The sequence below is a fragment of the Pseudomonas sp. HMSC067G02 genome, assembly GCF_001813485.1.
GTDB classification, from domain to species: Bacteria; Pseudomonadota; Gammaproteobacteria; order Pseudomonadales; family Pseudomonadaceae; genus Pseudomonas; species Pseudomonas aeruginosa.
Genome location: NZ_KV812666.1, coordinates 132,298 through 159,201, shown reverse-complemented (window position 1 = coordinate 159,201; position 26,904 = coordinate 132,298). Strand labels below are relative to the sequence as shown.

The following is a 26,904-nucleotide window of genomic DNA, read 5'->3' as shown; positions in this document are numbered from 1 at the left end:
ATCTCGGTGTTCGCCCTGATCATCTTCTACAGCATCAAGGTCAAGGGCATCGGCGGCTTCCTCGGTGAACTGACCCTGCACCCCTTCAGCAGCAAGAACATCGTCGTTCAGATCCTGCTGATTCCGGTGAACTTCCTGCTCGAGTTCGTGACCCTGATCGCCAAGCCGGTTTCGCTGGCGCTGCGTCTGTTCGGCAACATGTATGCCGGCGAACTGATCTTCATTCTGATCGCCGTCATGTTCGGTAGCGGAATGTTCCTGCTGAGTGCCCTGGGCGTAGCCCTGAACTGGGCGTGGGCTGTGTTCCACATCCTGATCATCACCCTGCAGGCCTTCATCTTCATGATGCTGACCATCGTCTACCTGTCGATGGCGCACGAAGACAACCATTAATCGATTCGCTTCAACCTTTAACCAACACGACAAAAAGTCGGGAGGAAAAATGGAAACTGTAGTTGGACTGACTGCTATCGCCGTTGCTCTGCTGATTGGCCTGGGTGCCCTGGGTACCGCCATCGGTTTCGGTCTGCTGGGTGGCAAGTTCCTGGAAGGCGCAGCTCGTCAGCCTGAAATGGTTCCGATGCTGCAGGTGAAAATGTTCATCGTCGCCGGCCTGCTGGACGCCGTGACCATGATCGGTGTGGGTATCGCCCTGTTCTTCACCTTCGCGAATCCCTTCGTTGGTCAAATCGCCGGCTAATCACTCGAATCATTCGATTTGAGTGTTTGACGGACAACGAACGAGCGAGGTGTTGGCGTGAACATTAATGCAACCCTGATTGGCCAGTCCGTTGCGTTCTTCATCTTTGTGCTGTTCTGCATGAAGTTCGTGTGGCCTCCGGTCATCGCGGCTCTGCAAGAGCGTCAGAAGAAGATCGCTGACGGCCTGGACGCTGCCAACCGCGCGGCTCGTGATCTGGAGCTGGCTCATGAGAAAGCGGGCCAGCAACTGCGCGAAGCCAAGGCTCAGGCAGCCGAAATCGTCGAACAGGCGAAGAAACGCGCTAACCAGATCGTCGATGAAGCCCGCGACCAGGCCCGTACCGAAGGCGAACGCCTGAAGGCCCAGGCCCAAGCGGAAATCGAACAGGAACTGAACAGCGTCAAGGACGCCCTGCGTGCCCAAGTGGGTGCCCTGGCCGTCACCGGCGCAGAGAAGATCCTGGGTGCTTCGATCGACGCAAACGCGCACGAGCAGCTGGTTTCCAAACTGGCAGCCGAGATCTAAGCGAGGGCGCTATGGCAGAACTGACCACGTTGGCTCGTCCCTACGCAAAGGCGGCTTTCGAGTACGCCCAGGCTCATCAGCAACTGGCCGATTGGTCGGCTGCGCTGGGTGTGCTGGCCGCAGTGTCGCAGGACGACACCGTGCGCCAGCTGCTCAAAGAGCCTCAGCTGACCTCTTCGGCCAAGGCCCAGAGCCTGATCGATGTGTGCGGCGACAAGCTGAATGCACCAGCCCAGAACTTCGTCCGGACTGTGGCTGAGAACAAGCGGCTCGAACTGCTGCCGACCATCGCTGAGATGTACGAGCAGTTGAAGGCCGAGCAGGAAAAGTCGGTCGAGGTAGAAGTCACCAGTGCCTTCACCTTGAGCAAAGAACAGCAGGACAAACTCGCCAAGGCTCTCAGCGCCCGGCTCAGTCGCGAAGTGCGGCTACATGCGTCGGAAGACGCGAGCCTGATCGGCGGCGTGATCATTCGCGCCGGTGACTTGGTAATCGATGGCTCGGTGCGCGGCAAGCTCGCGAAACTGGCCGAAGCGTTGAAATCTTGAGTTTGAAGGGGCAGCGGCATGCAGCAACTCAATCCTTCCGAAATTAGTGAAATCATCAAGGGGCGCATCGAGAAACTCGACGTCGCCTCCCAAGCACGAAACGAAGGCACCATCGTCAGCGTGTCCGACGGTATCGTGCGCATCTACGGTCTGGCCGACGTCATGTACGGCGAGATGATCGAGTTCCCGGGCGGCGTCTACGGTATGGCGCTGAACCTGGAGCAGGATTCCGTGGGTGCCGTGGTCCTGGGTGAATACCAGGGCCTCGCCGAAGGCATGAACGCCAAGTGCACCGGGCGCATCCTGGAGGTTCCGGTTGGTCCGGAACTGCTGGGTCGCGTAGTCGATGCACTGGGCAATCCGATCGACGGCAAGGGCCCGATCGACGCCAAGGCCACCGACGCGGTCGAGAAGGTCGCTCCGGGCGTGATCTGGCGTAAGTCGGTAGACCAGCCGGTACAGACCGGCTACAAGTCGGTCGACGCCATGATCCCGGTAGGCCGTGGCCAGCGCGAGCTGATCATCGGCGACCGCCAGATCGGCAAGACCGCCCTCGCGGTCGACGCCATCATCAACCAGAAAGACAGCGGCATTAAGTGCGTCTACGTGGCCATCGGCCAGAAGCAATCCACTATCGCCAACGTCGTACGCAAGCTGGAAGAGAACGGTGCCCTGGCCAACACCATCGTGGTCGCCGCCAGCGCCTCCGAGTCCGCCGCCCTGCAATACCTGGCGCCGTACTCCGGTTGCACCATGGGCGAATACTTCCGTGATCGCGGTGAAGACGCCCTGATCGTCTACGACGACCTGTCCAAGCAGGCCGTGGCTTATCGCCAGATCTCCCTGCTGCTGCGCCGTCCGCCGGGCCGCGAAGCCTACCCGGGCGACGTGTTCTATCTCCACAGCCGTCTGCTGGAGCGCGCTTCCCGCGTTTCCGAAGAGTATGTCGAGAAGTTCACCAACGGCGCCGTGACCGGCAAGACCGGCTCGCTGACCGCGCTGCCGATCATCGAGACCCAGGCCGGCGACGTTTCCGCGTTCGTTCCGACCAACGTGATCTCGATCACCGACGGCCAGATCTTCCTGGAATCCGCCATGTTCAACTCGGGTATCCGTCCGGCCGTCAACGCCGGTATCTCGGTATCCCGCGTAGGTGGCGCGGCCCAGACCAAGATCATCAAGAAGCTGTCCGGCGGCATTCGTACCGCTCTGGCCCAGTACCGTGAACTGGCGGCCTTCGCCCAGTTCGCCTCGGACCTGGACGAAGCGACCCGCAAGCAGCTGGAGCATGGTCAGCGCGTTACCGAGCTGATGAAGCAGAAGCAGTACGCGCCGATGTCGATCGCCGAGATGTCGCTGTCCCTGTATGCCGCCGAGCGTGGCTTCCTGCAGGACGTCGAAATCGCCAAGGTCGGTAGCTTCGAGCAGGCGTTGATCTCCTACTTCCAGCGCGAGCATGCCGCTCTGCTGGCGAAGATCAACGAGAAAGGTGACTTCAACGACGAAATCGACGCGGGCATCAAGGCCGGCATCGAGAAGTTCAAGGCCACCCAAACCTGGTAAGCCGCAGCGGGAGCCGCGAGGCTCCCGCCTGCTAACCCGATAGGTGTCAAATGGCAGGCGCAAAAGAGATTCGCAGCAAGATTGCGAGCATCAAAAGCACGCAAAAGATCACCAATGCCATGGAAAAAGTGGCGGTGAGCAAGATGCGCAAGGCACAAATGCGCATGGCGGCCGGCCGTCCCTACGCGGAGCGTATTCGCCAGGTGATCGGCCATCTGGCCAACGCCAACCCGGAATACCGTCACCCGTTCATGGTCGAGCGTGAAGTCAAGCGCGTCGGCTACATCGTGGTGAGCAGTGACCGTGGTCTGTGCGGCGGTCTGAACATCAACCTGTTCAAGTCCCTCGTCAAGGACATGAGCGGCTACCGCGAGCAAGGGGCGGAAATCGACCTTTGCGTGATCGGTAGCAAGGGCGCTTCGTTCTTCCGCAGTTTCGGCGGCAACGTCGTGGCAGCTATCAGCCACCTCGGCGAAGAGCCTTCGATCAACGACCTGATCGGCAGTGTCAAGGTGATGCTCGACGCATACCTCGAAGGCCGTATCGATCGCCTGTTCGTGGTCTCCAACAAGTTCGTCAACACCATGACCCAGAAGCCGACCGTGGAACAGCTGATTCCGCTGGTGGCCGATGACGATCAGGAGCTGAAGCACCACTGGGACTATCTCTACGAACCCGACGCCAAGTCGCTCCTCGACGGGCTGCTGGTGCGTTACGTGGAATCCCAGGTGTACCAGGCCGTGGTTGAGAATAACGCCTGTGAGCAGGCGGCCCGGATGATTGCAATGAAGAACGCTACCGACAACGCCGGCGAGCTGATCAGCGATTTGCAGCTGATCTACAACAAGGCGCGTCAGGCGGCGATCACCCAGGAAATCTCGGAAATCGTCGGCGGCGCTGCCGCGGTGTAAGAACAGGTTCAAAATTCAGAGGAACCAGACATGAGTAGCGGACGTATCGTTCAAATCATCGGCGCCGTGATCGACGTGGAATTCCCGCGCGATGCCGTGCCGAGCATCTATGAAGCCCTGAAGGTTCAGGGCGTTGAAACCACCCTGGAAGTCCAGCAGCAGCTGGGCGACGGCGTGGTTCGTTCCATTGCGATGGGTTCCACCGAAGGCCTCAAGCGTGGCCTGAACGTGGACAGCACTGGTGCTGCCATCTCCGTGCCGGTCGGTAAAGCGACCCTGGGCCGGATCATGGACGTACTGGGCAACCCGATCGACGAAGCCGGCCCCATCGGCGAAGAAGAGCGCTGGGGCATCCACCGCGAAGCTCCGTCCTATGCCGACCAGGCTGGCGGCAACGAGCTGCTGGAAACCGGCATCAAGGTGATCGACCTGGTCTGCCCGTTCGCCAAGGGCGGCAAGGTAGGCCTGTTCGGCGGCGCCGGCGTGGGCAAGACCGTCAACATGATGGAACTGATCCGTAACATCGCCATCGAGCACAGCGGTTATTCCGTGTTCGCGGGTGTGGGCGAGCGTACTCGTGAGGGTAACGACTTCTACCACGAGATGAAGGACTCCAACGTACTGGACAAGGTAGCCCTGGTATACGGCCAGATGAACGAGCCGCCGGGCAACCGTCTGCGCGTCGCACTGACCGGCCTGACCATGGCCGAGAAGTTCCGTGACGAAGGCCGTGACGTTCTGTTGTTCATCGACAACATCTACCGTTACACCCTCGCCGGTACCGAAGTGTCCGCACTGCTGGGCCGTATGCCGTCCGCGGTGGGCTATCAGCCGACCCTGGCCGAAGAGATGGGCGTTCTGCAGGAACGCATCACCTCCACCAAGAAAGGTTCGATCACCTCGATCCAGGCCGTATACGTTCCCGCGGACGACCTCACCGACCCGTCCCCGGCGACCACCTTCGCCCACCTGGACGCGACCGTCGTACTGTCCCGTGACATCGCCTCGCTGGGTATCTACCCCGCGGTCGACCCGCTGGACTCGACCTCTCGCCAGCTCGATCCGCTGGTGATCGGCCAGGATCACTACGACACCGCTCGCGGCGTCCAGTATGTTCTGCAGCGCTACAAGGAGCTGAAGGACATCATCGCGATCCTGGGCATGGACGAACTGTCCGAAGCCGACAAGCTGCTGGTGGCGCGCGCTCGTAAGATCCAGCGCTTCCTGTCCCAGCCGTTCTTCGTAGCGGAAGTCTTCACCGGCTCGCCGGGCAAGTACGTTTCCCTGAAGGACACCATCGCTGGCTTCAAGGGCATTCTCAACGGCGACTACGATCACCTGCCGGAGCAGGCGTTCTACATGGTCGGCGGTATCGAAGAAGCGGTCGAGAAAGCCAAAAAACTGTAATCCTGTGCGCCCGGCGACGGGCGCTCATGTGAGGCAAGCGTATGGCCATAACAGTCCATTGCGACATCGTCAGCGCCGAGGCGGAGATCTTCTCCGGCCTGGTCGAGATGGTTATCGCGCACGGCGCTCTGGGTGACCTGGGTATCGCCCCGGGCCACGCGCCGCTGATCACCGACCTGAAACCGGGCCCCATCCGCCTGGTCAAGCAGGGCGGCGAGCAGGAGGTGTACTACATCTCCGGCGGTTTCCTCGAAGTCCAGCCGAACATGGTCAAGGTCCTCGCCGACACCGTGGTTCGTGCCGGCGACCTCGACGAAGCGGCCGCCCAGGAAGCCCTGAAGGCTGCCGAAAAGGCGCTACAGGGCAAGGGCGCCGAGTTCGACTACAGCGCCGCTGCCGCGCGTCTGGCCGAAGCCGCAGCCCAGCTGCGCACCGTCCAGCAACTGCGCAAGAAGTTCGGCGGCTGATTTCCAGCCGGTACTTCTAGCGGTGTCAGGGAAAAGGGTAGCCTGTGGGCTACCCTTTTTTCGTTTTGCATCTTCACTCACAGGTTTTGCCTGTGACCACCAGGAACGGTAGTCCAGTCCATGTCCCTTGAAATCGTGATTCTCGCCGCCGGCCAGGGCACCCGCATGCGTTCGGCCCTGCCCAAGGTCCTCCATCCCATTGCCGGCAAGCCGATGCTCGGCCACGTCATCGACTGCGCGCGCCAGTTGCAGCCGGAACGGATCCACGTGGTGATCGGCCACGGCGCGGATCTGGTGCGTGAGCGGATGGCCGCCGACGACCTGAATTTCGTGCTCCAGGCCGAACAGCTCGGTACGGGCCATGCGGTGGCCCAGGCCCTGCCGTTCCTCAGTGCAGACCAGGTGCTGATCCTCTACGGCGACGTGCCGCTGATCCAGCTGGACACCTTGCAGCGCCTGCTGGCGCAAGTCACCCCGGACCAGTTGTCGTTGCTCACCGTCGACATGCTCGACCCCACCGGCTACGGCCGCATCGTCCGTGACGACCAGGGCGCGGTGCAGGCCATCGTCGAGCACAAGGACGCGACCCCGGCGCAGCGCCAGATCGGCGAGATCAACACCGGCATCCTCGCGGTGCCGGGCAAGCGCCTTGCCGACTGGCTCGGCCGCCTGTCCAACGACAACGCCCAGGGCGAGTACTACCTGACCGACGTGATCGCCATGGCGGTCGGCGACGGCCTGGTGGTTGCCAGCGCCCAACCGCTGGACGCGATGGAAGTGCAGGGCGTCAATGACCGCATGCAACAGGCCCAGCTGGAGCGTCACTACCAGCGCCTGCGCGCGGAGGAGCTGATGCGCCAGGGCGTGACCCTGCTCGATCCGCAGCGCCTGGATGTCCGTGGCGAAATCTCGGTCGGCCGCGACGTGCTGATCGACGTCAACGTGGTGCTGGAAGGCCGCGTGGTGATCGAGGACGACGTGCGCATCGGACCGAACTGCGTGATTCGCGACAGCGTCCTGCGGCGTGGCGCGGTGATCAAGGCCAACAGCCATCTGGAAGGCGCGGAGCTGGGCGAGGGTAGCGATGCCGGTCCGTTCGCCCGCCTGCGTCCGGGCAGCGTGCTCGGCGCTCGGGCCCATGTCGGCAACTTCGTCGAACTGAAGAATGCCCGCCTGGGCGAGGGCAGCAAGGCCGGCCACCTGAGCTACCTGGGCGATGCCGAGCTGGGCGCCAACTGCAACATCGGCGCCGGCACCATCACCTGCAACTACGATGGCGCGAACAAGTTCCGCACCGAGCTGGGCGACGATGTGTTCATCGGCTCGAACAACTCGCTGGTGGCGCCGCTGAAGATCGGCGATGGCGCGACGACCGCGGCCGGCTCCACCATCACCCATGAGGTTCCGGCGAAGAACCTGGCCTTCGGCCGCGCCCGGCAGAAGAACCTGGAAAACTGGAAGCGCCCGGAAAAAATCAAGAAGTAACGGAGCGGCACGGATGCCGAAGCCTGCGAAATGGATCGTGCTGGGGCTGCTCATAGCCTGGGCGGTGCTGCCCGAATGGCCGCGGATACCCGTCGAAGGCGCCAGTGCCCGCGACTGGAATCCGCGAACCTTCTGGTTCGAGCCCTGGGGGCGCTCCGGAGTGCACAAGGGCATCGACATCTTCGCCCGCAGCGGCACCCCCGTACGCTCCGCCAGCTACGGCCTGGTGCTCTATCGCGGGGAGATCGCCCTCGGCGGCAAGGTCGTCCTGGTGCTGGCGCCCAAGTGGCGCCTGCATTACTACGCCCATCTCGATAGCCTCGACACCTATCCGGGCCAGCCGGTCCTCGCCGGTTCCCGCCTGGGTGCGGTCGGAACCACCGGCAACGCGCGCGGCAAGCCGGCCCACCTGCACTACGCGATCATCACCTTGCTGCCCTATCCCTGGCTGGCCGACGCCAGCACCCAGGGTTGGAAGAAAATGTTCTACCTCGATCCCAATACGGTGCTGCCGAGCCGATGAAAAGTCATTGACGGGAATCGCCGGATAAGTTTTGATTCGCACACTTTTCTTTCGAAACGAAACTTAAGTGATCTCGAAACGTAATACGCCGCAACGTCGCCATGCCATCCTCGCGCTGCTTTCCGAGCAGGGCGAGGTCAGCGTGGACGCACTCGCCAAGCGCTTTTCCACCTCGGAAGTGACCATCCGCAAGGACCTCGCCGCCATGGAAAGCCACGGCCTGCTGTTGCGTCGCTACGGCGGTGCGGTGCCGATGCCGCAGGAACTGATCGGCGAAGCCGCGCAGCCCGTCTCGCCCTACAAGCAGGCTATCGGTCGCGCCGCCGCGGCGCGCATCCGCGAGCATGCGCGGATCATCATCGACAGTGGCAGCACCACCGCGGCGATGATCCCCGAACTCGGGCACAAGCCGGGCCTGGTGGTGATGACCAACTCACTGAACGTGGTCAACGCCCTGCGCGAACTGGAGCACGAGCCGGTGCTGCTGATGACCGGGGGGACCTGGGATCCGCATTCCGAGTCGTTCCAGGGGCAGGTTGCCGAGCAGGTGCTGCGTTCCTATGACTTCGACCAACTATTCATCGGTGCCGACGGCATCGATCTCGAACGCGGGACGACCACGTTCAACGAATTGCTGGGCCTGAGCCGGGTGATGGCCGAGGTCGCCCGCGAGGTGATCGTCATGGCCGAGGCCGACAAGGTCGGTCGGCGCATTCCCAACCAGGAATTGCCCTGGAGCAGCATCCATACCCTGATTACCGACGAGCGCCTGGAACCTTCCGCGCGCGAACAGATAACCGCCCGGGGCGTCACGCTGATCTGCGCCCCGGTCGAGGCCTGAAAGGAGAAAGACCCCATGTGTGGAATCGTAGGCGCGATCGCCGAGCGCAACATCACCCCCATCCTCATCGAAGGCCTCAAGCGCCTCGAGTATCGCGGCTACGACAGCGCCGGCGTGGCGGTCTTCGATAACGAAGGCAGGCTGCAGCGCTGCCGCCGGGTCGGCAAGGTCGCCAGCCTGGAGGAAGGCCTGGCCGGTACGCCGCTGCTCGGCCGCCTGGGCATCGCCCATACCCGCTGGGCGACCCACGGCGCGCCAACCGAAGGCAACGCCCACCCGCATTTCTCCAGCGACGAACTGGCGGTGGTGCACAACGGCATCATCGAGAACCACGAACCTCTCCGTGAGCGGCTCAAGGGCCTGGGCTACGTGTTCACCTCGCAAACCGACACCGAGGTCATCGTCCACCTGCTGCATCACAAGCTGCAGTCCATCGGCGACCTGACCCTGGCGCTGAAGGACGCGGTCAAGGAATTGCACGGGGCCTATGGCCTGGCAGTGATCAGCGCGGCGCAGCCGGACCGCATCGTCGCCGCCCGCAGCGGCAGCCCGCTGGTGATCGGCCTCGGGCTTGGCGAGAACTTCCTCGCTTCCGACCAACTGGCGCTGCGCCAGGTGACCGACCGCTTCATCTACCTGGAAGAAGGCGATATCGCCGAGATCCGTCGCGACAGCGTGCGCCTGTGGGATGTCCAGGGCAACGACGTGCAGCGCGAGACCGTGCAGTACCACGAAGGCGCCGAAGCCGCCGACAAGGGCGAGTACCGGCACTTCATGCTCAAGGAAATCCACGAGCAGCCCAGCGTCGTGCAGCGCACCCTGGAAGGCCGCCTCGGGCAGAACCAGGTAATGGTGGAAAGCTTCGGCCCGCAGGCGGCGGAGCTGTTCGCCAAGGTTCGCAACGTGCAGATCGTCGCCTGCGGTACCAGCTACCACGCCGGCATGGTCGCCCGTTACTGGCTGGAAAGCCTGACCGGGATTCCCTGCCAGGTGGAGGTTGCCAGCGAGTTCCGCTACCGCAAGGTCGCGGTGCAGCCGGATTGCCTGTTCGTCACCATCTCCCAGTCCGGTGAGACCGCCGACACCCTGGCTGCCCTGCGCAACGCCAAGGAGCTGGGCTTCCTCTCCAGCGTGGCGATCTGCAACGTTGCCACCAGTTCGCTGGTGCGCGAATCCGACCTGACCCTGCTGACCCAGGCCGGCCCGGAAATCGGCGTGGCCTCGACCAAGGCCTTCACCACCCAGTTGGTCGCCCTGCTGCTGCTGACCCTGGGCATCGGCCAGGTGCAGAAGCGCCTGGCCGATGGCGTCGAAGCCGAGCTGGTGGACGAACTGCGTCGCCTGCCGACCCGGCTGGGCGAGGCGCTGGCGATGAACCGGACGGTGGAGAAGGTTTCCGAGCTGTTCGCCGAGAAGCACCACACCCTGTTCCTCGGCCGTGGCGCGCAGTTCCCGGTGGCCCTGGAAGGCGCGCTGAAGCTCAAGGAAATTTCCTATATCCATGCCGAAGCCTACCCGGCCGGCGAACTCAAGCATGGTCCGCTGGCGCTGGTGGACAGCGACATGCCGGTGGTTACCGTGGCGCCGAACAACGAGCTGGTGGAGAAGCTCAAGTCGAACCTGCAGGAAGTCCGCGCCCGCGGCGGCGAACTGGTGGTGTTCGCCGACGAAGGCGCGGGCATCGAGGCTGGCGAGGGCACCCATGTGGTGGGCATGCCGCACATCGGCGACGTGCTCTCGCCGATCCTTTACACCATCCCGTTGCAATTGCTCTCGTACCATGTCGCCGTGCTCAAGGGCACCGACGTCGACCAGCCGCGCAACCTGGCCAAGTCGGTCACCGTCGAGTAACGCTGGCCGCGTACCCGAGAAGCCGGGGCAGGCATGCGGCCCCGGTGATCGCGGCGCTCGCCGTCAATCGCGCAACGGCAGCGCCTCGTCGCTCCTGCGGCTGGCGAACCAGTCCAGCACGGTGAGCCAGGCGCCGATCCCCAGGCCGATGCCCAATACCCACAGGGTGGCGGGCGGCCCCCTCAGCTCCAGCAGTCGCACAGCCAGGGGCACGCTGGCGAGAATAGCGATGTTGTTGAACGTCTCGGCGAACGACAGCACCATGCCCTTGTCCGGCCCGGAGCGCGAGGCGAGTACCACCGTGCCCGCCGGCGCGCCCAGGCCCAGCGCGGCGCCCCAGGCGCCCAGGCAGCAGAGTGCCACGGGCAACGTTAGCGGCAGGAGCATGAAGGTCGACATCGATAGCACCAGGAGCGCCAGCACCAGCAGGAGCATGTCTTCGTCGCGCTTCAGATAACGTTGCAGGTAACCCGCGGCGAGGTTGCCCACGGCCAGGCCCACGCCGAAGGCGGCGATGCTGACGCCTATCTGCGCGGTGCTGAAGCCGTAGCGCTGGCGCAGCACCTCTCCCGAGAGAAGCAGGCCGGCGACCCCGGTGCCGTTCCAGGCCCCCTTGGCGATCAGTGGCCTGAGGATGCTCCATTGCCTGCACCAGCCCAGCGCGTGGCCCTCGGCGCGCGGTGCCACGGCTTGCACGGGAAGGCGCTGGCGCGCCATCAGGAAGACCAGCACGCAACCGCACGAGACCATCAGGAAGGGCGTCGCCCAGCCGAAGAAGTCCGAGAGGAGGCCGGCCAGTGCCGGGCCGGCGGCAATGCCGAGGGTCATGCCGAGCATCACCTGGCCCATGGCACCGGCCTGTCTTTGCGGGGCGACCACCTCCGCGACCAGGGCGAAGGTGGTCGGAATGATGATTGCCGAGGCGATGCCCCCGATTACCCGCAGGACAACGGCAATTTCCAGGGTCGGGGCGATGACGATGGCCAGGGTATCGACGGCGAAGAGGATCAGGGCGAGCAGCAGCAGCTTCCTGCGTTGCATGCGGTCGGAGAAGTAGCCCAGCAACGGCGCGGCGATCGCATAGGAGAACGCGTAGCTGGAGATCAGCCAGGCGGCGCCGCTGGTAGTGGTGTGGAACGCCTGCGCCAGCGGCCCGAGCATGGAGGACAGCATGAACTCGGTCACGCCGACGAAGAACACGGCCATCGACAGGGCCAGCAGGAACAGGCCGTCGAGCTTCTGTGAAGGCGGGGAAATTTTCTGGTTCATGATGTTCTCTTTGGCTGAATGAGCGGACGAACGCCAAGGGGGCGCCGGCTCGCGGAGCCGGCGCCAGGGCCAGGGATGAACCGCTCGGGCTATGGAAGGGATGGTTGTGTGGCTGGTGCGGGAACGGCGGGGAGAAAAGAAGGGAACGAAGCGAGATTCCGGGCGCCAGTGCACGATTTCATCGAAGAAGGCTTCGGAGTATCGCCGCAAGCGGAACCGCCCGGGCTTGGGAGCGCAGGAGAAACTACCCTATGGGAACGTTAGCCGAATTTTGCTCTCCTGCCGGATATCGCGACATTCGCCCCGGTTTGGTTCCCACTTTGGATTGATACTCGGACCAGACCATACCCGGCAACAGGTCAGCGGAACGGTTTCCAGAAGCGCTCCAGCGCCGCCGCCAGCAGTTCCGTATCGCCGCGCGAGTCGCCCCAGGCGCGCAGGGAGTATTGGGTCAGCGGACCGTAGTGCCGCTCCAGGCGGCAGACTTTCTCGTCGCGCCGGCAGTTGCGGCCGACGATCCTGCCGGTCAGTACGCCGTCTACCACTTCCAGCTCGGTGGCGATCAGGTGCACCCCGAGCTTCTCGGCGAACGGCCTGAGTAGCAGCGAAGGGGAGGCGGAACAGATGGTCACGGTGCTGCCGCTGCTGACCTGGTCGGCCACCGCGGTCAATGCGTGGGGACGCATCAGTGTTTCCCAGAAGCGGTTCTGGTAGGCCAGCGCCCGCTCTTCCAGCACATGTACGGGCACATCGGTGAGGAAGGTGGCGATCAGGCGCGCCTTCAGGTCGTCGCGGCCGATACGCCGGCAGAGATAGGCCAGGCTGGGTCCTGCCATGCGCAGCATGCGGCGGACGAACACCCGGTTGCCGAAGGCGAAGCGCAGGAAGGGCACGAAGCTGTCTCGGTATGTCAGCGTACCGTCGAAGTCGAACACGGAGAGAAAGCGTACTTCGCGTGTTTCGAGGGACACGGTCTCGTTCATCGGCGTTCCTTATATCGCTTCCTTTCCTTTGACACGGACTATGCGTCGTTCCGTTATTGCAGCAAGGGAAAGTTTGTATATCAAAACTGTCAATTATTCATAGGCAGACTGGCTGCTAACCTGAATCCGAGTGTTGAGAGGGTTTTGCATCGATAGATAGGAGGCTAAGTAGCCGATAGCAAAACTCTATCAAGGTACTGGACTATAGTGATTCCGTCTTGTGACCAGGAGGTTTGGCATGATTGCACAGCTCCCCTCTGAGTTGCTGTCCCTGCAACTGCCGTTGCGGATCCGCATCGGCGATGCTCAGGCGTTCGATCTGGGGCCGGATCCACAGGTAACCATGGTCATTCGCGATCCCTCGCTGCTAACCGAGATCACCCATCCCAGCCTCGATGCGCTGGGCAAGGCCTACGTCGAGAAGCGCCTCGACATCGAAGGACCGATCAGCCAGGTCATCGGTATCGGCGATGCCCTCAGCGAAGCGCTCGGCGGACCCGATGGCGCCGCGCCGCCGGTTCGCGAAAGCCACGACAAGGTCACCGACGCCGAAGCCATCCATTACCACTACGACCTGTCCAACGACTTCTACCAGCTCTGGCTGGATCCGGAAATGGTCTATTCCTGCGCCTATTTCGAGACCGGCAAGGAAGACCTCGCCACTGCGCAACTGGCCAAGCTCCGCCACCTGTGTCGCAAGCTGCGACTGCAGCCGGGCGAGAAGCTGCTCGATGTCGGTTGCGGCTGGGGGGGCCTGGCGCGCCTGGCCGCTCGCGAGTTCGGCGTCGAGGTCACTGGCATCACATTGAGCAAGGAGCAGCTGGCGCTCGGGCGGAAGCGGGTCAAGGCCGAAGGCCTGGAGGACCGGGTCACCCTCAAGCTGCTGGACTACCGCGACCTGCCGCGCGATGGTCGCTTCGACAAGGTGGTCAGCGTCGGCATGTTCGAGCACGTCGGGCACGCCAACCTGGGGCTGTACTTCCAGCAACTCTACGATGCGGTGCGTCCCGGCGGCCTGGTGATGAACCACGGCATCACCTCGCGCTACACCGACGGCCGCCCGGTGGGCAAGGGGGCCGGCGACTTCATCGATCGCTACGTGTTTCCCCACGGCGAGCTGCCGCACCTGTCGCTGGCGGTGGCGCGGATGAGCGAAGCCGGGCTGGAAGTAGTCGACGTGGAAAGCCTGCGTCTGCACTACGCCCGGACCCTGGACTTTTGGAGCGCCAACCTGGAAGCCAGGCTGAAGGAGGCGGCTCGCCTGGTGCCCGAGGAAACCCTGCGGATCTGGCGGCTGTACCTGGCCGGATGCGCCTACGGCTTCAAGCGCGGCTGGATCAACCTGCACCAGATCCTCGCCATTCGCCCCCACGAGGATGGCTCCCACGAGCTGCCCTGGTCGCGGCGCGACCTGTACGCCTGAACGCCGGCGACCGGCTCCCTTGCGGAGCCGGTCGCGCAATCGGTCCTTGCGGATTGTCCTGCGTGGCGGGGCGGTCTAGTCTGCACGAAGTCCTGCGCGGTCGAGGGAAGCCGGGACGCTTCCGCGACAGCGCGACAACAACGATAAGAACAGGAGACTTCCCATGTCGCTGAGCAGACGCTTCGGTCTTTTCACGCTTGCCGCAACGGTGACCTTCAGTACCGCGGTCTTCGCCGCGCCGACCTTCATCAATATCCTCACCGGCGGCACCAGCGGGGTCTATTACCCCATAGGGGTCGGCCTCTCGCAGATCTACGGGCACGATATCCAGGGCGCGAAAACCTCGGTGCAGGCCACCAAGGCCTCGGTCGAGAACCTCAACCTGCTGCAGGCCGGGCGTGGAGAACTGGCGCTGGCGCTGGGCGACTCGGTCGCCGACGCCTGGAACGGGGTCGCCGACGCCGGCTTCAAGGCGCCGTTGAAAAAGCTGCGGGCTATCGGCAATACCTATCCGAACTATATCCAGGTAGTGGCCAGCCAAGCCTCGGGCATCAAGACCCTGGCCGACCTGAAAGGCAAACGCATTTCGGTGGGCGCGCCCAAGAGCGGTACCGAGCTGAACGCCCGGGCGATCTTCAAGGCCGCCGGCCTGAGCTACGAGGACATGGGCAAGGTGGAGTACCTGCCCTACGCCGAGTCGGTGGAGCTGATCAAGAACCGCCAGCTCGACGCTACGCTGCAATCCTCCGGCTTGGGCATGGCGGCCATCCGCGACCTGGCCTCGACCATGCCGATCACCTTCGTCGCGATCCCGGCGGACGTGGTGGCGAAGATCGACAGCCCGGCCTACCACGCCGCGAGCATTCCCGCCGGCACCTACGACGGCCAGGAGCAGGACGTGCCGACGGTGGCGATCGACAATATCCTGGTCAGCCACTCCGGGGTCAGCGACGAGCTGGCCTACCAGATGACCAAGCTGATGTTCGACAACCTGCCGCGCCTGGTCACCGCCCATGCTGCCGCCAAGGACATCGCCCTGGACAAGGCGGCGAAGAACCTGCCGATTCCGCTGCATCCCGGCGCCGAGCGCTTCTACAAGGAGAAGGGCGTACTGCCCGAGTGAGGCCCGTTTCTCCGTAGCCCGGTCCGTGCGGCGGACCGGGTTCCCCGCGTTTCCGGCTGTAGGGAGTCGATGCATGAGCGATCATCAGAACGGGCTGCACCTCGAGGCGGAAAACTGGCCGCGCGCGCTGTTCGCCGTGGCCCTGGCCTTTTCCGTGTTCCAGGTCGTCACCGCGGCCTTTCCCCTGATTTCCACCCAGGTCCTGCGGGCAATGCACGTCGGACTGCTGTTGCTGGTGGTGTACATCAGCTATCCCGCCTTCGGCATACGTCGCCCCTGGCAGCCGTTGGCCTGGTTGCTGGGCATGGCCGGCCTGGGCACGGCGGTCTACCAGTGGGTTTTCGAGGCCGACCTGATCCAGCGCTCCGGAGAGCTGACCCAGGCCGACATGGTCGTCGGCGTGGTGCTGATCGTCCTGGTCTTCGAGGCGGCGCGACGGGTGATGGGCATCGCCTTGCCGATCATCTGCGCGCTGTTTCTTGCCTATGGCCTGTTCGGCGAACACCTGCCGGGCGACCTGGCCCACCGCGGCTACGGCTTCGACCAGATCGTCAACCAGCTGTCGTTCGGTACCGAAGGTCTCTACGGCACGCCGACCTACGTGTCGGCAACCTACATCTATCTGTTCATCCTGTTCGGCGCCTTCCTCGAGCAGGCCGGCATGATCCGCCTGTTCACCGATTTCGCCATGGGCCTGTTCGGCCACCGGGTCGGCGGGCCGGCCAAGGTCTCGGTATTCTCCTCGGCGCTGATGGGCACCATCACCGGCTCCGGCGTGGCCAACGTGGTCACCACCGGACAGTTCACCATCCCGCTGATGAAGCGTTTCGGCTACAAGCCGGCGTTCGCCGGCGGCGTCGAGGCGACCGCGAGCATGGGCAGCCAACTGATGCCGCCGGTGATGGGGGCGGTGGCGTTCATCATGGCCGAGACCATCAACGTCCCCTACGTGGAGATCGCCAAGGCGGCGCTGATCCCGGCCTTGCTGTATTTCGGCTCGGTGTACTGGATGGTCCATCTCGAGGCCCGCCGGGCCGACCTCAAGGGCCTGCCGCGCGAGCAGTGTCCGAGCGCCTGGGGTGCCGTCCGCGAGCGCTGGTTCCTGCTGATTCCGTTGCTGGTGCTGATCGCGCTGCTGTTCTCCGGGCGCACGCCGCTGTTCTCCGGAACCATCGGCCTGGCGCTGACCGCCATCGTCATCCTCGGTTCGGCGATCATCCTGCGGGTGTCCTCGCTCGGCCTGCGCATCGCCTTCTGGGTGGCGCTGGGGCTGCTCTGCGCGGGGTTCTTCCGCCTCGGCATCGGAGTGATCTTCGTTGTGATCGCGGCCCTGGCCCTGGCCTGCTGGTTCGTCCGTGGCGGCCGGGAAACCCTGCGCATCTGCGTCCGCGCCCTCGCCGAAGGTGCGCGACATGCGATTCCGGTGGGCATCGCCTGCACCCTGGTGGGAGTCATCATCGGGGTGATTTCGCTGACCGGCATCGCCACCACCTTCGCCAGCTACGTGCTCGACCTGGGACGGGAGAACCTGCTGCTGTCGCTGGTCCTGACCATGGTCACCTGCCTGGTCCTGGGAATGGGCATCCCGACCATCCCCAACTACATCATCACCAGCTCCATCGCCGCGCCGGCGCTGCTGGAACTGGGGGTGCCGCTGATCGTCTCGCACATGTTCGTCTTCTACTTCGGCATCCTCGCCGACCTCACCCCTCCGGTGGCGCTGGCCTGCTTCGCGGCGGCGCCGATCGCCAAGGAAAGGGGATTGAAGATCAGCTTCTGGGCGGTGCGCATCGCCCTGGCGGGTTTCGTGGTGCCGTTCATGGCGGTGTATTCCCCGGCGCTGATGCTGCAGGAAGGCGGTTGGGGGGCGACGCTCTATGTCACCTGCAAGGCGGTGCTGGCCATCGGCCTGTGGGGCATGGCTTCCATCGGCTACCTGCAGGGGCCGCTGGCCTGGTGGGAGCGCCTGGTGGCGTTCGCCGCGGGAGCCAGCCTGGTCCTGGCCTTGCCGATCAGCGACGAGCTGGGCTTCGTCCTCGGCGCGCTGGTGATCGGCTGGCACCTCTGGCGCCAGCGTGCGCGCGAGGCGGTGGCGTGATCGCGCTGTGCCTGGGCATGGCCGGCAGCGTCTGGGCGACGCTGCCGCTGCAGTCGTTCACCCTGGCCTGGCAACACACGGTCGAGAAGGTGCTCTGGGAAGAAGACTATCGCCTGAGCGAGCGCGGCCTGCTGCTGGAAGAGGCCCGGGTGCGGGGCAGCGGGGCGGGGATGGAGATTCCCGAGGGCGCCGTGCTGCGTGACGGCGCCTGGCATTACCGCCGTGGGTTGCCGCCGCTGCAACCGTTGCGGCTGGGGCGCACACCGGAGGCCGGCGACTACCGGATCTGCCGTCAGGGGCGCTGCGATGCGCTGGCGCGCTGGATCGGTCCGCCGGACCCTGAGCGCCCGGCGGTCGAACTCTGGGCGTGTCCGATACGGGGCCCGAGCGACTGAACGTCCTGTGGATAACCCTGCGACGCCAGTCCACATCCATAAAAACGACGAAGCCGGAGCTGCTTCCGGTCATAAGGAAAACGTCCATGCGTAGCTGTATATCAGTCTTCCGGCCGGCCCTGCTGGCACTGTTCGTCTCGGCAAGCGGCTCGGCCGGCGCCGACGCGGCTGTGGAAAACCCGCGGATCGGCCGTGCCGCCGATCTCTATGAACTGATCCCGGAATACCAGCCGGACACCTACCGGAACATGGACAAGGTCTATCCGACCCGGGTTATCCACAAGGGGACCAAGGTCCGTCCGCTGCCGGCGGGTGTGGCCATCGCGCCGCGCTACCGGATCGGCGGCGAGGAATACGGCGTCGACGATTTCATGCGGCGCAACCGCGTTGGCGGCGTGCTGGTCCTCAAGGATGGCAAGGTCGCCCTGGAGCGCTACGGCCTGGGCAACGACGAACGCACGCGCTGGACCTCGTTCTCGGTGGTCAAGTCGATCTCCTCGACCCTGGTGGGCGCCGCCGTGCAGCAGGGCCTGCTGGCTCTCGACCAGCCTGTGGACAAGTACCTGCCGAGCCTGGCCGGCTCCGCCTACCAGGGGGTGACGGTGGAGCAGGTCCTGCAGATGAGTTCCGGGGTCCGCTGGAACGAGACCTATCGCGATCCGAAGTCCGACCGCCGGCAGATGTTCGACGCCCAGCTCGCCGAACGTCCCGGTGGCATCCTGCGGCTGCTGGCGAGCCTGCCGCGGCAGTACCCGGCCGGTACCCACTTCACCTACAGCACCGGAGAGTCGCACCTGCAGAGCGAGCTGCTGCACGCGGCGACCCGCATTCCGGTGAGCGACTACCTGTCCGAGCGGATCTGGGCGCGGATGGGCATGGAGAGCGACGGCTTCTGGCAACTGGAATCGCCGGCCGGGCAAGAGATCGGCAGCAGCGGCTTGAGCGCGACCCTGCGCGACTATGGCCGCTTCGGCCAGTTCGTCCTCGAGGACGGGGTGATCGATGGCGAACGTATCCTTCCCGAAGGGTGGGTCGATCGTGCCAGTCGCGTCGAGGCTTCTTCCCACCTGGCCCCGGGCAAGCTCTACGATGGCGAATACGCGCTCGGCTACGGCTACCAGTGGTGGACCTTCCCGGTGGGCGCCAAGGCCCTGCCCGAGCATGACGGCGGGGCCTTCGAAGCCCAGGGCATCTTCGGCCAGTACCTCTACATCAACCGCAAGGAGAAGATCGTGGCGGTGGTCTGGAGCGCCTGGCCGAAGCCGGAGATGGACGATCGCGAGGAGGAGACCTATGCCTTCCTTGGCGCGGCGGTGAAAGCCCTGCGCTAGGGCCGTGGGCGAACGGATATCCACAGCAGGCTGTGGACAAGACTTCAGCGGGAAAACCGCAGGGGCAGTCCCTGGCAATCGTCGGACAGGCGTCCCGCGTGCCAGGCGAGTTGCCCGGAGACGATGGTGGTATCGATCCGATGGTGGAATGCCCGGTGGCGGAACGGCGTCCAGTTGCAGCGCGACAGCAGCGGCATGGCGCTGGCCAGCGCCGGGTGCTCCAGTTCGCTGACCAGCACCAGGTCGGCCCAGTAGCCTTCGCGGAGGAAACCGCGATCGGCGATGGCGAACAGTTCGGCGACCCGGTGGCTGGTCTTCGCCACCAGGGTGGCCAGCGACAGCCAGCCTTCGCGGACCAGCTCCAGGAGTGCCGGCAACGCATGCTGGACCAGTGGCAGGCCGGCCGGCGCCTGTGGATAAGCCTGCTGCTTCTCGGCCCAGGCGTGCGGCGCGTGGTCGGTGCCGATCACGTCCAGGCGGTTGCCGGCCAGCGCCCTGCGCAGGGCGTCGCGGTCCTCGCGGCTCTTGATCGCCGGGTTGCACTTGAGCAGATGGCCGAGGCGGGCGTAGTCGCTGTCGTCGAACAGCAGGTGGTGGACGCAGACTTCCGCGGTGATGCGTTTCTGGCACAGCGGCTTGTCCTCGAACAGGGCCAGTTCGCGCGCTGTGGATAAGTGCAGGACATGCAGCAGCGTGCCATGTCGTTGCGCCAGTTCCACCGCCAGGGCGGTGGAACGGTAGCAAGCCTCGGCGTCGCGAATGCGCGGGTGGGCGGCTGCCGGAATACGTTCGCCGAAGCGTTGTCGCCAGCGCGCGAGGTTGGCTTCGATCCGCGGCGTGTCTTCGCAATGGCTCAGCAGCAGGGTCGGAACGCTGGCGAACAGGCGCTCCAGGGTCGGCAGGTCGTCCACCAGCATGTCGCCGGTGGAGGCGCCCATGAACACCTTCACCGCGGCGACATCGCGTGGATCGAGGGCGGCCACGGTGTCGAGGTTGTCGCGGCTGACGCCGAAGTGGAAACCGTAGTTGGCCACGCTATGGGCGGCGGCGAGGCGCTTCTTTTCCGCCAGCGCTTCGAGGCTCAGCGTCGCCGGGCGGGTATTGGGCATGTCCATGAAACTGGTGATGCCGCCCGCCACGGCGGCGCGGGATTCGCTGGCGATCGAGCCCTTCTGTGGATAACCCGGCTCGCGGAAGTGCACCTGGTCGTCGATCATTCCCGGCAGCAGGTAGCGTCCGGCGGCATCGATCTCCCGGCTGGCGCCGCAGTTTTCCAGGCAGCCGGCGATGCGTTCGATGCGACCGTGGCGGACCAGCAGATCGCCTTCGCGTACCTGTCCCTCGTTGACCATCCGGGCATTGCGGATCAGCAGGCTTTGCATGTTCAGAACTCGTTCTGCAGCGACTTGTAGCCGCGTACCAGGTCGACGTTGGTGCGCGCCACGTCTTCCGAGAACTCGCTGGCCGAAACGCTGACCCGCGGCATGCTCGCCAGGTCGGTGCGCGGACCGATGCGCTCGGTGGACGGGACGTAGAAACCCGCTGGCAGGTCGCAGCCGTCGACCACCGCGTTGTGGCGGACCACGCAGCCATCGCCGACCCGACAGTTGAACAGCACGCTGTTGAAGCCGATGAAGACCCGGTCGCCGACTTCGCAAGGACCGTGGACGATGGAGCGGTGGGCGATGGAGCTGTGCTCGCCGATGGTCACCGCAGCACCCGACTTGGAATGGATCACCACGCCGTCCTGGATGTTCGAGTTGGCGCCGATCACGATCGGTTGCATGCCGCCGTCGGCGTCGACTTCGTCGGCACGGATCACCGCGTAGGGACCGACGAAGACGTTGGCCTGGATGATCACCTTGCCGCAGATGATCGCGGTCTTGTCCACATAGGCCGATTCGTCGATCACCGGCAGGTCGCCGGAGGGATTCTTGCGGATCATGCGGCACCTCGTTGCCAGTGGCTTTCGGCGACGGCGTCGTGGGCATGCAGGCTTTCCGCATGGACGACCCGTATGGAGAACCGGCTCGCCTGTGGATAACCCTGCAGGGCGCGGTGCAGCCGGCGCACCGCGTCTTCGCAGAACATCAGGTTCTGTCCGTTGGCGAGGGCGAAGGCCTGCTCGTCGGCGCGTTTCACCGCAGTCTGCACCGCGGTGCCGAGGGCGCTTTCGCCGAGATCCGCCAGCTCTTCCAGGGGCAGTCCGACGCAGTCTTCCGCCAGGCCGATGCGCAGGTGCGCGCTGCTGCGCTGGCTGTGCGGGGTGGCGACGATGCCGGCGCTGCTGCCGAGCCAGGCGAGCACGCTGGCATGATCGAGCGGCTGTCCGGCGAAGTCCTGGTCGAAGCGCTCCTGGATCAATTGCCGGGCCAGTGCCGCCGAACAGGGGCAGGTCGAGGAGTAGGTCAGCTCGAGATGGACTTCGGCCTGGAAGTCATCGCCTTCCAGGCGCGTGTCCAGCACCAGTGGATAACGTTTCCAGCCGCTCAGCGGGCTGACCAGCGCCGGACGCCGCAGCAGCGGCGCGAGGCGCAGGCGCAGGTAGGCGCGACGCGACAGGCCGGCGTGGCTGTCGAGGAAGCGTTGCAGGACGGCGCGCAGGCGGGAAAGGTCTAGCTCGCCCTGTTCCAGTTCGGCCAGCGCCAGGTAGAGGCGCGACATATGGATGCCGCGGGCCTGCGGGTCGTCCAGGCTGACACCGGCATCGGCTTCGGCGGCGACCCTCTGCCCGCCGATCTGCACGGGGAGGGCGATGCCCTGCATGCCGACCCAGTCCAGGGGAAGATCGGCGGTGGTGGTCTGGCGGGCAATATCGGGAAGCGTCAAGGCATTCATGGAGAACTCGAAGAAGGGCAGGCAAGGCCTGGAAATGGCTTGAATGTTATAATATAACGTATTAGCTAATGCCGACCCTTGCAATCGGGTATTTCGTCGATGAAGCGCCGTCGCCTCCTGCAAAGCCTGCTCGCCGGCCTGGCCCTCCAGCCGTTCCTGGCCGCCAGCGCCAATGTACGAATCCGCCAGGCCCGGGCCTGGAATTCCTCGGAAAGCTGGCGCCTGGTGCTGGAACTGGACGGCCCGCCGCGTTATCGAACCTTTTCCCTGCAGGCCCCCGAGCGGTTGATCCTCGACCTGCCCGACGCGCAATTGCTCGCAACGCTCTCCGAGCTGCCGCTGGACGGCCCCGTGCGCGCCATCCGCAGCGGCCAACTGGGTGGCGGCGGGACGCGCATCGTCCTCGACCTGCGCCAGGCGGTCAGGCCGCGCAGCTTCGCCCTGGAACCGCAGGCAGGAAAGGGCCATCGCCTGGTCCTGGACCTTTATCCACAGGCGCTGGCGGCTCCCCCCGAGCCGATGCTGGCGCTGGCCCGCCCGCTACCCTCGACGGGCCGCGACATCCTCGTGGTGGTCGATGCCGGCCATGGCGGCAAGGACCCCGGCGCGGTCGGTAGCAAGGGCGAGCGCGAAAAGGACGTGGCGCTGGCCATCGCCCGCCTGCTGGCGCGGCGGATCGACCGCGAGAAAGGCTTCAAGGCGCGCCTGGTGCGCAACGGCGACGTGTTCGTCCCGCTGCGCAAGCGGCCGGAAGTGGCTCGGCGCTACAACGCCGACATGTTCGTCTCGGTGCACGCCGACGCGGCGCCGCGACTGACCGCCTCCGGCGCATCGGTATATGCCCTCTCCGAGCATGGCGCCAGCTCGACCATGGCGCGCTGGATGGCCGACCGCGAGAACGGCGCCGACCTGATCGGCAACAGCGGCAACCTGCCGCTACAGGGCCGCGACAAGGTACTCGCCGGGGTGATCCTCGACATGGCCCTGAGTTCGACCATCGCCAGCAGCCTGGACCTCGGCCACAGCGTTCTCGGCCAGTTGTCGGACGTCACCGCGCTGCACCAGAAGCGTGTCGAGCAGGCCGGCTTCGCCGTGCTCAAGTCGCCGGACATCCCTTCGATCCTGGTGGAGACCGGCTTCATCTCGAATCGCGGCGATTGTCGCCGGTTGATGGACGAACGCCATCGCCAGCGCCTGGCCGAGGCGATCTTCGCTGGCGTGCAGGGCTACTTCCGGCAACGCCCTCCCGCCGGCAGCTACCTGGCAGCGCTCAGCGCGCAGCCTCCCGGCTAGGGCCTTCGCTGCAGCCGCTGACCCGCCCGCAGGTCAGGCGTTGGCGCTGGCCCGATGAACTGCTCAGGCGGCTGACGCTGGTCCAGCCGATGTTGCGGCTGAGGCCGACCCAGATTTCCCCGTCGCTGGCGATGCCGCTGAAGAAGGTCAGGCGCCCGTAGCGCGTATTGGTCTGGGCCCAGCGTCGTCCGCTTGCCGCGTCGTATCCGCGCAGCCAGGTGTCGTTGCCGCCGGTGGCGACGCTGTAGTGGTTGCCCAGCCGATCCATGCAGGCCAGAACGGTGCGCAGGTAAGCGCATTCCGCCGGGCGGGTGCCGGGAAGAAAGCCCTGCGCCTGTGCCGCCGGAGCGAGCAGCAGGAGGGCCAGGCAGTAAAGGTGGAGGACGCGGCGCATCGGTGGATCCCGGGATGACGTGGGCCCAGGGTAGCCGGAAGGCGATTGGCGGGCCATCGATTGTGGTGTTAACTGTTATAGTATAACGTTTTAAATTTCCCAGGTTCAGCCCATGACCGAACAGGAACTGCTTGCCCAGCCCGACGCTGCCTACATGGACGAAGCCCAGCAGGACTTCTTCCGCGACCTGCTGCTGCGTCAGCGCCAGGAACTTCAGGCGCGCATCGAAGGCGAATTCGGCGAGCTGCGCGATCTCGAACGCCCCAGCGACGAGGCCGACCTGGCTTCCCGCGAGGAACAGCGGCAATGGCAACTTCGCCTGCTGGAGCGGGAGAAGAAGCTGCTCGACAAGATCGACGAAGCGCTGGAGCGCCTGGCCCGCGGCGACTACGGCTGGTGCCAGGAAACCGGCGAGCCGATCGGCCTGCGCCGCCTGCTGTTGCGTCCCACCGCCACCCTCTGCATCGAGGCGAAAGAGCGCCAGGAGAAGCGCGAACGCCACGTGCGGCACAACTGAAGAGGTTACCAACCGTGAACCAACGCCTACCTGTCACCGTGCTGTCCGGCTTTCTCGGCGCCGGCAAGAGCACGCTGCTCAACCATGTGCTGAAGAACCGCGAGAACCGCCGGGTTGCGGTGATCGTCAACGATATGAGTGAAATCAATATCGATGGCAGCGAAGTCCAGCGCGATGTCAGCCTGAACCGCGCTGAAGAGCGCCTGGTGGAGATGAGCAACGGCTGTATCTGCTGCACCCTGCGCGAAGACCTGCTGGAAGAGGTCGGCCGTCTCGCCCGGGAAGGCCGCTTCGACTACCTGCTGATCGAGTCCACCGGGATTTCCGAGCCGATGCCGGTGGCCGAGACCTTCACCTTCCGCGACGAGCTGGACCGCAGCCTGTCCGACGTGGCGCGACTGGATACCATGGTCACGGTGGTCGACGGGATGAATTTCCTCCGCGACTACCAGGAGGCCGCCAGCCTGGCCAGCCGTGGCGAAACCCTCGGTGAGGAGGATCAGCGCTCGATCACCGACCTGCTGATCGACCAGGTCGAATTCGCCGATGTGATCCTGGTCAGCAAGATCGACCTGATCTCCAGCGAGCAGCGCGAGGAACTGCTGGCGATCCTGCGCCAGCTCAATGCCGAGGCGGAGATCCTGCCGATGGTGATGGGTCAGGTGCCGCTGGCGAAGATCCTCGATACCGGTCGCTTCGATTTCGATCGCGCGGCGTCCGCGCCGGGCTGGCTGAAGGAACTGCGCGGCGAGCACCTGCCGGAAACCGAGGAATATGGCATCGCCTCCATGGCCTACCGGGCGCGCCGTCCGTTCCACCCCGCGCGCTTCCACGCCTTCCTGCACAATCCGCTGAAGCAGGGGCGGCTGCTGCGCTCCAAGGGCTTCTTCTGGCTCGCCAGCCGGCCCCGCGAGGCTGGCAGCTGGTCGCAGGCCGGCGGCCTGATGCGCTACGGCCTGGCGGGCCGCTGGTGGCGCTTCGTGCCGACCGGACAGTGGCCACAGGACGAAGAGGGCCTGCGGGCGATCATGCGGCACTGGGAGGAAGGCGTCGGCGACTGTCGCCAGGAGCTGGTTTTCATCGGCCAGAACCTGGACTTCACGGCCCTGCGCGCAGCCCTCGATGCTTGCCTGCTGGATGATGCCGAGATGAACCTGGGCATTCCGGGCTGGCAGGGCCTGGACGACCCCTTCGAGGATTGGGGGCACGCCGCATGAGCGCACTGCCACAGGAAAGTCCGTTGCCGCGCCAGGCGTTCGGCGAAGACCCCCAGGTGCTGGCCGAGGTGCTTCGCGACGGGGTCAACCTGGCGGTCTGGACACGCCGGCTGAACCCGGCGCTGCGCGACTTCGCCGCCGCCCTGGTACGCAACCGGCCGGGACTGGCGCTGAGCCAGACGCTGGAGATGGAAGAGGAACGGCTACCCGCCTTGGACGGCCTGCTCGACGCGCGGCAACTGCCGGGACAAGCCGATTTCCTCGACGACCTGGGCTGGCTGGTCGAGGCCTTCTTTTGCCTGACCGGGGCGCGGCGTATCGGCCTGCGCCTGCGCGTTCTGGATAAACCGATGTGCCCGCGTTTCCATGTCGACCACGTGCCGCTGCGGCTGGTCACCACCTACCAGGGCGCTGCCAGCGAATGGCTGGACGAGTCCGGCCTGGACCGTCGGCTGCTTGGCGGAGCACAGGCGGAAGTTGTCGATGAACAGCTTATCCATAGCTTGTCCACAGGCGACGTGGCGCTGCTCAAGGGCGAACGCTGGGAGGGTAACGAAGGTGCCGGACTGGTGCATCGCTCGCCGCGAGCGGAGCCCGGGCTGGCGCGCCTGCTGTTGACCCTGGACTGGCTTGCCTGAGCCTGTGGACAAGTGTCTTTCGAGGAATAAAAAAAGGCCATCCGCAGATGGCCTATCACCAAAAAGTCGTCCTACCTTGGGGATGGGGACGAAGGGTGCTGAGGTACCCGACTCCCATTTAGCCCGGACGCTGTGACAGGCTGATGACGCGCTCAGGGCTTTTTCGCGGCGCTAGGCTCTTCCCAGCGGCCTTGGCTCTGGCTGGCGCAGAACGGCTCCAGGTAGCGTGCGTCGGTCGCGATGCCGTAGTAGAAGATGTCCTGCCGATAGGGCGCATTGGGTACCCTGGCGTCGCGGCAGACACCGAAGGCGCCCGTCGGACACTCCTCGGCGAACGCCACCTCGACCTTCTGGCCCTGCAGTTGTGGCTGGCAGAAGCCTTCGCGGAACAGCTTGGCCGGGATGCTGCGGTTCTGCTGGCAGACCTTCACATCGAGATTCTTCGCCTGGCTATGGACGATGCAGGCTTCGGCCAGGGCCAGGCCCGGCAGGCAGGACAGGAAGAACAGGAACGGACGCATGCGAGGACTCCATTGCAGACGGGCGCGACTCTAGCACGGG

General features: G+C 65.0%; 28 protein-coding genes. 21 read left to right on the top strand and 7 right to left on the bottom strand.

What is annotated here, in order from left to right; translation table 11 throughout:
- From HMPREF2914_RS13040 to glmS, 12 genes are all read left to right on the top strand, one after another.
- On the top strand, window positions 1-393 hold a 393-nt coding region (locus HMPREF2914_RS13040; RefSeq protein WP_139148206.1), incomplete at its 5' end, for a F0F1 ATP synthase subunit A.
- Between the two features lie 49 nt (window positions 394-442).
- Entirely contained in the window at window positions 443-700 is a 258-nt protein-coding gene (gene atpE, locus HMPREF2914_RS13035; RefSeq protein ID WP_003097235.1) for a F0F1 ATP synthase subunit C, read from the top strand.
- 57 nt (window positions 701-757) lie between these two features.
- Window positions 758-1,228 (top strand): F0F1 ATP synthase subunit B, encoded by a 471-nt coding sequence (locus HMPREF2914_RS13030; protein ID WP_003100235.1) that lies wholly within the window; start codon window positions 758-760, stop codon window positions 1,226-1,228.
- An 11-nt stretch (window positions 1,229-1,239) separates the two neighbouring features.
- Window positions 1,240-1,776 carry a F0F1 ATP synthase subunit delta gene (locus HMPREF2914_RS13025; protein WP_003097135.1) on the top strand — a complete coding sequence of 179 codons (537 nt, stop codon included), beginning with the start codon at window positions 1,240-1,242 and terminating at the stop codon, window positions 1,774-1,776.
- A gap of 18 nt (window positions 1,777-1,794) precedes the next feature.
- Complete coding sequence (gene atpA, locus HMPREF2914_RS13020; protein WP_003097134.1) at window positions 1,795-3,339, top strand: F0F1 ATP synthase subunit alpha; 1,545 nt, start codon at window positions 1,795-1,797, stop codon at window positions 3,337-3,339.
- 50 nt (window positions 3,340-3,389) lie between these two features.
- Window positions 3,390-4,250, top strand: coding sequence for a F0F1 ATP synthase subunit gamma (gene atpG, locus HMPREF2914_RS13015; RefSeq protein WP_003097132.1), 861 nt, complete (start codon window positions 3,390-3,392; stop codon window positions 4,248-4,250).
- Window positions 4,251-4,280: 30 nt separating this feature from the next.
- On the top strand, window positions 4,281-5,657 hold the full coding sequence (gene atpD, locus HMPREF2914_RS13010) for a F0F1 ATP synthase subunit beta (RefSeq protein WP_003097130.1): 1,377 nt from the start codon (window positions 4,281-4,283) through the stop codon (window positions 5,655-5,657).
- Between the two features lie 41 nt (window positions 5,658-5,698).
- Window positions 5,699-6,124, top strand: coding sequence for a F0F1 ATP synthase subunit epsilon (locus HMPREF2914_RS13005; protein WP_003097128.1), 426 nt, complete (start codon window positions 5,699-5,701; stop codon window positions 6,122-6,124).
- Window positions 6,125-6,244: 120 nt separating this feature from the next.
- Window positions 6,245-7,609 carry a bifunctional UDP-N-acetylglucosamine diphosphorylase/glucosamine-1-phosphate N-acetyltransferase GlmU gene (gene glmU / locus HMPREF2914_RS13000; RefSeq protein ID WP_003114651.1) on the top strand — a complete coding sequence of 455 codons (1,365 nt, stop codon included), beginning with the start codon at window positions 6,245-6,247 and terminating at the stop codon, window positions 7,607-7,609.
- Between the two features lie 13 nt (window positions 7,610-7,622).
- Complete coding sequence (locus HMPREF2914_RS12995) at window positions 7,623-8,132, top strand: M23 family metallopeptidase (RefSeq protein WP_003109146.1); 510 nt, start codon at window positions 7,623-7,625, stop codon at window positions 8,130-8,132.
- 67 nt (window positions 8,133-8,199) lie between these two features.
- Window positions 8,200-8,973 (top strand): DeoR/GlpR family DNA-binding transcription regulator, encoded by a 774-nt coding sequence (locus tag HMPREF2914_RS12990; RefSeq protein WP_003458389.1) that lies wholly within the window; start codon window positions 8,200-8,202, stop codon window positions 8,971-8,973.
- Window positions 8,974-8,988: 15 nt separating this feature from the next.
- Window positions 8,989-10,824: a glutamine--fructose-6-phosphate transaminase (isomerizing) gene (gene glmS, locus HMPREF2914_RS12985; protein ID WP_003097120.1), complete on the top strand. Its 1,836-nt coding sequence runs from the start codon at window positions 8,989-8,991 to the stop codon at window positions 10,822-10,824.
- Window positions 10,825-10,887: 63 nt separating this feature from the next.
- Here the strand turns inward: glmS and HMPREF2914_RS12980 are convergent, their stop codons facing one another.
- Both HMPREF2914_RS12980 and HMPREF2914_RS12975 read right to left on the bottom strand, forming a co-directional pair.
- Window positions 10,888-12,093, bottom strand: a complete 1,206-nt coding sequence (locus HMPREF2914_RS12980; protein ID WP_023092810.1) for an MFS transporter — start codon at window positions 12,091-12,093, stop codon at window positions 10,888-10,890.
- A 359-nt stretch (window positions 12,094-12,452) separates the two neighbouring features.
- Entirely contained in the window at window positions 12,453-13,076 is a 624-nt protein-coding gene (locus HMPREF2914_RS12975) for an HAD-IB family phosphatase (protein WP_003097106.1), read from the bottom strand.
- 238 nt (window positions 13,077-13,314) lie between these two features.
- Here HMPREF2914_RS12975 and cfaB point away from each other — a divergent pair, with 238 nt between their 5' ends.
- The 5 genes from cfaB (at window position 13,315) to HMPREF2914_RS12950 (ending at window position 19,446) form a co-directional block, all read left to right on the top strand.
- Window positions 13,315-14,499, top strand: coding sequence for a C17 cyclopropane fatty acid synthase CfaB (cfaB, locus tag HMPREF2914_RS12970; protein ID WP_010793612.1), 1,185 nt, complete (start codon window positions 13,315-13,317; stop codon window positions 14,497-14,499).
- A 163-nt stretch (window positions 14,500-14,662) separates the two neighbouring features.
- Window positions 14,663-15,622, top strand: a complete 960-nt coding sequence (locus tag HMPREF2914_RS12965; RefSeq protein ID WP_003097103.1) for a TAXI family TRAP transporter solute-binding subunit — start codon at window positions 14,663-14,665, stop codon at window positions 15,620-15,622.
- Between the two features lie 73 nt (window positions 15,623-15,695).
- The gene (locus HMPREF2914_RS12960; protein ID WP_003097101.1) at window positions 15,696-17,720 is read left to right on the top strand and encodes a TRAP transporter permease; all 2,025 of its coding nucleotides are present in this window, start codon (window positions 15,696-15,698) and stop codon (window positions 17,718-17,720) included.
- Window positions 17,717-18,115 carry a DUF1850 domain-containing protein gene (locus tag HMPREF2914_RS12955; RefSeq protein ID WP_023092809.1) on the top strand — a complete coding sequence of 133 codons (399 nt, stop codon included), beginning with the start codon at window positions 17,717-17,719 and terminating at the stop codon, window positions 18,113-18,115. The genes HMPREF2914_RS12960 and HMPREF2914_RS12955 overlap by 4 nt, the downstream gene beginning before the upstream one ends.
- A gap of 86 nt (window positions 18,116-18,201) precedes the next feature.
- Complete coding sequence (locus HMPREF2914_RS12950) at window positions 18,202-19,446, top strand: serine hydrolase domain-containing protein (protein WP_016264006.1); 1,245 nt, start codon at window positions 18,202-18,204, stop codon at window positions 19,444-19,446.
- Window positions 19,447-19,490: 44 nt separating this feature from the next.
- Here the strand turns inward: HMPREF2914_RS12950 and HMPREF2914_RS12945 are convergent, their stop codons facing one another.
- From HMPREF2914_RS12945 to folE2, 3 genes are read right to left on the bottom strand one after another with little or no spacing between them, the layout of a single operon-like run.
- On the bottom strand, window positions 19,491-20,828 hold the full coding sequence (locus tag HMPREF2914_RS12945) for a dihydroorotase (RefSeq protein ID WP_003142161.1): 1,338 nt from the start codon (window positions 20,826-20,828) through the stop codon (window positions 19,491-19,493).
- A 2-nt stretch (window positions 20,829-20,830) separates the two neighbouring features.
- Window positions 20,831-21,391 carry a gamma carbonic anhydrase family protein gene (locus tag HMPREF2914_RS12940; RefSeq protein ID WP_003099663.1) on the bottom strand — a complete coding sequence of 187 codons (561 nt, stop codon included), beginning with the start codon at window positions 21,389-21,391 and terminating at the stop codon, window positions 20,831-20,833.
- Window positions 21,388-22,284 carry a GTP cyclohydrolase FolE2 gene (gene folE2, locus HMPREF2914_RS12935; RefSeq protein ID WP_003109139.1) on the bottom strand — a complete coding sequence of 299 codons (897 nt, stop codon included), beginning with the start codon at window positions 22,282-22,284 and terminating at the stop codon, window positions 21,388-21,390. Before folE2 ends, HMPREF2914_RS12940 begins: the two co-directional genes overlap by 4 nt.
- 99 nt (window positions 22,285-22,383) lie before the next feature.
- On the opposite strand from folE2, the gene HMPREF2914_RS12930 reads away from it, so the two are divergent.
- Window positions 22,384-23,577 carry an N-acetylmuramoyl-L-alanine amidase gene (locus HMPREF2914_RS12930; protein ID WP_003097089.1) on the top strand — a complete coding sequence of 398 codons (1,194 nt, stop codon included), beginning with the start codon at window positions 22,384-22,386 and terminating at the stop codon, window positions 23,575-23,577.
- Here HMPREF2914_RS12930 and HMPREF2914_RS12925 read toward each other — a convergent pair.
- Window positions 23,555-23,971 (bottom strand): hypothetical protein, encoded by a 417-nt coding sequence (locus HMPREF2914_RS12925; protein WP_003142158.1) that lies wholly within the window; start codon window positions 23,969-23,971, stop codon window positions 23,555-23,557. The two genes, HMPREF2914_RS12930 and HMPREF2914_RS12925, sit on opposite strands and share 23 nt — an antisense overlap.
- Before the next feature lie 112 nt (window positions 23,972-24,083).
- On the opposite strand from HMPREF2914_RS12925, the gene dksA reads away from it, so the two are divergent.
- From dksA to HMPREF2914_RS12910, 3 genes are read left to right on the top strand one after another with little or no spacing between them, the layout of a single operon-like run.
- Complete coding sequence (gene dksA, locus HMPREF2914_RS12920) at window positions 24,084-24,488, top strand: RNA polymerase-binding protein DksA (protein ID WP_003097086.1); 405 nt, start codon at window positions 24,084-24,086, stop codon at window positions 24,486-24,488.
- Window positions 24,489-24,502: 14 nt separating this feature from the next.
- Window positions 24,503-25,705 carry a zinc metallochaperone GTPase ZigA gene (gene zigA / locus HMPREF2914_RS12915; protein ID WP_003097084.1) on the top strand — a complete coding sequence of 401 codons (1,203 nt, stop codon included), beginning with the start codon at window positions 24,503-24,505 and terminating at the stop codon, window positions 25,703-25,705.
- A complete protein-coding gene (locus HMPREF2914_RS12910; RefSeq protein WP_003142157.1) occupies window positions 25,702-26,343 on the top strand; it encodes a DUF1826 domain-containing protein in 642 nt (213 codons plus the stop codon). The genes zigA and HMPREF2914_RS12910 overlap by 4 nt, the downstream gene beginning before the upstream one ends.
- A gap of 152 nt (window positions 26,344-26,495) precedes the next feature.
- Here HMPREF2914_RS12910 and HMPREF2914_RS12905 read toward each other — a convergent pair whose 3' ends face one another.
- Window positions 26,496-26,864 carry a hypothetical protein gene (locus tag HMPREF2914_RS12905; RefSeq protein WP_003097081.1) on the bottom strand — a complete coding sequence of 123 codons (369 nt, stop codon included), beginning with the start codon at window positions 26,862-26,864 and terminating at the stop codon, window positions 26,496-26,498.
- Window positions 26,865-26,904: the final 40 nt, after the last annotated feature.